The following is a 5018-nucleotide window of genomic DNA, read 5'->3' on the forward strand; positions in this document are numbered from 1 at the left end:
TCGAGACCAAACAAATGCATAAAAACGACGCTATTGCTGTACCAGAGAGCGAAAATATCAGCTTTTAATCCTACGCGATTTTTAGCCGCTGTGCCCTTGAAGGTAAGCGAGCCTGCTTTTAATTTGCGAAACGCTTTTGTGTTCGCTCTCTACTCTTATGAAGGCAATGGTTTCTGTTCTTAATCATGGCGGACTTGCGCGATTTGCTTGCGCTTTAAAGTCCGCTGATCCTTTACGCGATGCCTGCATAAATTTTATATTTTATAAGTTGTGGAATTTTGTATTTCACGAAATTCTGCGCTGCACATCTTACTTATATGGCTCGGCTCGCATTTCCTATTCGCTTGCTTTCGCGCTTAAATTCCTTGCTACATGGCGCTATTTTGTCCGCAAAATTCTATATTATAGAAATACAGCCGGCGTAGAATTTTAATTGCGAAATTCTTATAAATTTTCTTTCTCGCAGTTTGTCGCGTACTGCTCGTTTTCAGTGCAGTATTCCCCGCTGATAAGATGTCGCGTAGATTTTTAAAACCCACGCTTTGCAAATTTCGTGTCTTGAAATTTCATTCATAAAAAATTTCGCATCGTAAAATTTTATCAAATTTCTCCCGCAAGAAAGAGGTGTTGCCGTCTGTTTACCGCAGCCTGATATAATCCCCACATCGAAATTAGAACTCCTTTCAATAATCGGCGAGGCCTGTGTGGGTCTCGCTTTTTTTATGCCCGTTAAATTTAGATTTTCGGTAAATACTCGGTAACAATTTGGTAAAATTTTAGTATTTTTCAGCCTATTTTAAGCATATAATTTGTCATTTTGTGCTACTATTGCGCTTACAAACTTTTAAAGGAGTTCAAAATGAAACTAGTTAAACTTAGTTTAGCGGCAGCAGTCGCTGCAGGTGCTCTTGCTATGAGTGCAAGTGCTGTTCCGTTAGAGGAAGCTATCAAGGACGTGGATCTAAACGGATACGCTCGTATGCGATATACCCATGATCACCTTAAAAATGAAACAAATAGTAATAAGGGCGTTTGGGAATTTAAATCCGAAGTAGATTTCAAAGCTAAAATCGATGATAATTTCTTTGGTGTAGTGGGCGTTAGGTTCTTAGATAGAGATAATGGCGAGTCGCTTTCTTCTTCAAATAGCCAATATCACGGTACACAAAATCCAAGCGACAAAGATTCTGATTTCGATATCGCTAAAGCTTATTTAGGATACACTATCGGCGGTACCACTATTGCAGTCGGTCGCCAGGGCATAGGTTCGTTCTTTACCGACGATATGTATGGAGACGGTGTTAAGATTACTAGTACCGATATCGAGGGCTTGACAATTAGCGGCTTTTGGATGGATTCTTTAGAGAATGATAGCGATATTAGCTCTATAGATTCAAATGGAGCTTGGATGAATGATATTGGTCGAGTAGGTGGAAAATTAACTACCGATCATAATCTATATGGCATAGGATTTATGGGCTCATATGATCCTGTATCTTTCCAACTATGGTATAACGCTTTAGAGGACGTAGCACAGCTTTTCGCTGCAGAGCTAGCTCTAAATTTTGATATTTCCGATGATTTCAATCTTGGCGTAAAAGGTCAATACGCATTCTCTGATTTCGACGGAGATTATAAAGATGCGGGCGCTAGTGATGCAGACTTCTGGGCAGCAGAGGCTAATGCTGGTTTCTTTGGCGTTGATTTAGCTGCAGGTTATTTAAAATTCGAACCTGATGATAAAGATAAACTTTCTTTTGTATCTTTTGAAGACCAAGGCTCCTTTATTAGCCCAGGTGAAGAGCTGCTAGACTATAGAACTTTCAGTGGTAAAAATCACTACTGGTATGTAGTAGCAGGCTATACCATCCCTGATACTGGCATCAGAATCGGCGCTGATTACCTAGACGGTAAAGCAGATGGTGATAATGCATATGAGGTAGTAGGTAGAATTTCTTATAAATATAATGAAAAGCTAAGCTTCAAAACTTGGTATTCTCACTATAAGATTGATGATGCTTATGGCACAGGTCTTGATGAGAAAAAAGATCGCATCAGATTTGAGGCTAAATACAGCTTCTAATTATTTACCTTATACGGGTAAAATTAGGGCGAAGCTTTTGCTTCGCCCTTTTTAAATTCTAAATCAAGGTTTTCTATGAAAATTTTTAAAATTTCTTTTTTAGCATGTTTTTTTGCCTTTACTCTAAACGCTGCAGATAACACAAATGACGATACATACGTATTCGAAGCCAAAGGTGAGTTTGCCAAAGAGCTAAAATCCCTGATCGAAAAGCATTCTAAAGATGAAAACGTAACTGTAAATATCTACAAAAACGCTCCGGTCGCAGGCAGTAAAACCCATAGCGGCAAGGTAAATCGAAATATAAATTCTTTAAAAGAAAGAGGTGGAGCTATCTTTGCTGAGAAGTGCGCTTCATGTCACGGCGAGAATGGCCAAAAAAAAGCTTATGGAGTATCACGTAAACTCAAAGATATGGACGCCAAAGAGATCTCGATAGCTATGTCGCAATACACTACAGATCTAAGTTATGGTGGCAAGATGAAAAATATCATGCAGCCGATCGCCGCTAAGACGGGCGCTACGGAGCTAGGCTACATCATTGCTTATCTAAAAGGCGACGATTCGTTCCTATACGATAGCTCGTCTAGTAGGAGCACGAATACTGAAATTTCGACCGCCCCGAGCGAGCAGGGCTCATACCTAAAATAAAGGAGCGTAGATGAAAGTAGCGATCGTTTTGGCAAACGGATTTGAAGAGATCGAGGCGGTAAGTTTGATCGATATTTTGCGCCGCGCGGAGATCGATGCAGCATCCGTGGGGCTGGATAAGAAATGCGTCTGCGGTGCGCACGGCGTAGAGATGATCGCCGATGAAATTTTAGACGATATAAAAGTTTCGGAATTTGATATGATCGTTTTGCCAGGCGGCTTGCCCGGAGCCGAAAATTTGGCAAAGAGCGAGAAGCTGGGGCAGATACTGCGCGACTTCGACGCAAACAATGCCAAGATCGGCGCAATATGTGCCGCTCCATGGGCGCTAGCTACCGCGGGTGTGCTAAAAGGCTCTTACACTTGTTATCCGGGTTTTGAAAATCAGATCGCTCACCCAGGCTATACGAATTCGGCGAATGTCGTAAAAGATCAAAATATAATGACTTCGAAAGGCCCTGCTACTGCGATGGAATTCGCACTACAAATCGTCCGTGAGTTAAAAGGCGAGCAGGTTTATTCCAAGCTAAAATCCGATTTGCTTTTTAAATAAAATTTCAAGTGAAGGCCGATTCCAACGCGCTTTATTTTGCCATCTGTAAAACGGGGTGCGTGATTTTGCCACGCCTGAGAACTACAAATTTTATCTTACTCTGCACGTATAAAATAGCCACAATATTTATTCTGAGTATCCGTAAACGACAAATGGAATTCTTGCAACTCAAATTTTAGATCGAAAAACGCAAAAAACCTTGTGCGTGACAGATAAAATTTTATTGGAGCTAGTTGCTATTAAAACCAAATATTAACATCACGACGGCGTGGAGCGTAAGCATAAAATATTTTAGGCGTATCCTCAAGAGGACGTCGCTGAGCTGAATAAATTTTAGTGCGGCACCTTCGCGATGCACTCGCTAGCAGAAGTTAAACAGATCGCGCAAAATGTGCTAAATAAGGGTATCGGCGTGATCAAAAACGACGAGATCGCGCTGGGTCTAAATTTGATCAAATAGCGACGTCAATGTGTCAAGAGGCAAAACGGCGCAGTTTTTGAAGGTTTTATGGTAAAGCTAAGATCTATCGGGAAGAATATAAGCTTGTAGCGCGCGACGAAAGTGTCATTTAGAATTCCTAAAAAGGATAAAATTTAGCGCTTCTTTAAAATATCGTCGTTTAAAAATGTCGCGCTGCTTTGTATTGTTTTGATAACACGGTCTTTAGATTTTGCATTTTGTCGGGTGTGGGTCTGTATGCGATCAAATTTACGCGCCTGATTTTCGCCGTGAAATAAAAAATCCCCAGTATTGTCGCGTTTAGAAATACTCCAAAATATATCCGTTCTAACCCCCATATCTCTATGCTGGCGGCATGAATGGGCACAAAAATTATCGCGATTAAGACCGGATAATAATCCGAAATTTTATTTTTGGCAAGGATTACGGTCGTAACGATGGCATATGCGATGAGCGTAAAAGGAGAGATAAGCAAGAGTGCAAAAAGCGCGTTTATGCGCTGATAATCTTCGTGCCCGATTAAGACGCAAAAACTACAAAACGCGAGCGTTATGATAAAAAATAAAGGCAAAATCCACCGCGTTTTCACATCGCGCCCTTTAAGCAGCGATAAAAAGAGCAGATGAGAACCCAGTGCAATACAATAATAATCAAATATAACCGATGAGCTTAGAAACGTGAGCGGTATGCCGAGCAGCGTACCCGGTCCATCAAAATATACCCCACTAAACATAAGCCACGTGATAAAGAGTATAAAAGCATATTTCAGACCCGCATAAGTGGCGCAAACACAGATACCAACAAGGATAAATCGTATAAATTTGCTCATTTGCCTTTTCCATAAATTTAAGTGATTATAGCAAACCGCGACAAACGAACGGCGCAAAATTTTAAATTTAGCCGTGCGCTCGCCGAATCCGCTGCCGATTACGAACTCATGCGCGCTAGAAGCACGCCCAATGTCTTCGTATTATTTCATCCGCTCCAGCGCCGCAAGAACAAATTTCATAAATTCTAAATCCGTTTTGCGTTATCATTGCACTAAATTTAAAATTTTACGCAAAGGGGATCATATGAAAAATACGGCATTCATCACGGGCGCTACGAGCGGCTTTGGTGAGGCGATCGCTAGGGCGCTTAGCGCGCAAGGCTATAAGATCATAGCACTCGGGCGGCGCAAGGAGCGGCTACAGAAGCTAGCCGACGAGCTAGGCAATACGCACATTATCGCCGCGGACATTCGCGATAAAGCTGCGGTGTTTGACGCCGTA

General features: G+C 41.6%; 5 protein-coding genes. 4 read left to right on the forward strand and 1 reads right to left on the reverse strand.

The window, feature by feature from the left end; all coding sequences use genetic code 11:
- Positions 1–859 precede the first annotated feature (859 nt).
- The 3 genes from Q0340_RS08510 (at position 860) to Q0340_RS08520 (ending at position 3287) form a co-directional block, all read left to right on the forward strand.
- Entirely contained in the window at positions 860–2083 is a 1224-nt protein-coding gene (locus Q0340_RS08510) for an OprD family outer membrane porin (RefSeq protein WP_298082961.1), read from the forward strand.
- A gap of 75 nt (positions 2084–2158) precedes the next feature.
- The gene (locus Q0340_RS08515; protein ID WP_297988883.1) at positions 2159–2734 is read left to right on the forward strand and encodes a c-type cytochrome; all 576 of its coding nucleotides are present in this window, start codon (positions 2159–2161) and stop codon (positions 2732–2734) included.
- A 10-nt stretch (positions 2735–2744) separates the two neighbouring features.
- Positions 2745–3287: a DJ-1 family glyoxalase III gene (locus Q0340_RS08520; protein ID WP_298082962.1), complete on the forward strand. Its 543-nt coding sequence runs from the start codon at positions 2745–2747 to the stop codon at positions 3285–3287.
- Between the two features lie 620 nt (positions 3288–3907).
- Here Q0340_RS08520 and Q0340_RS08525 read toward each other — a convergent pair.
- Positions 3908–4576: a hypothetical protein gene (locus Q0340_RS08525; RefSeq protein WP_298082963.1), complete on the reverse strand. Its 669-nt coding sequence runs from the start codon at positions 4574–4576 to the stop codon at positions 3908–3910.
- A 130-nt stretch (positions 4577–4706) separates the two neighbouring features.
- Between Q0340_RS08525 and Q0340_RS08530 the strand changes: the two genes are divergently transcribed.
- Positions 4707–5018 (forward strand): SDR family NAD(P)-dependent oxidoreductase (locus tag Q0340_RS08530; RefSeq protein WP_298082964.1); only part of this gene is annotated, 312 nt, incomplete at its 3' end.

Source organism: uncultured Campylobacter sp. (assembly GCF_938045595.1).
Taxonomy (GTDB): domain Bacteria; phylum Campylobacterota; class Campylobacteria; order Campylobacterales; family Campylobacteraceae; genus Campylobacter_B.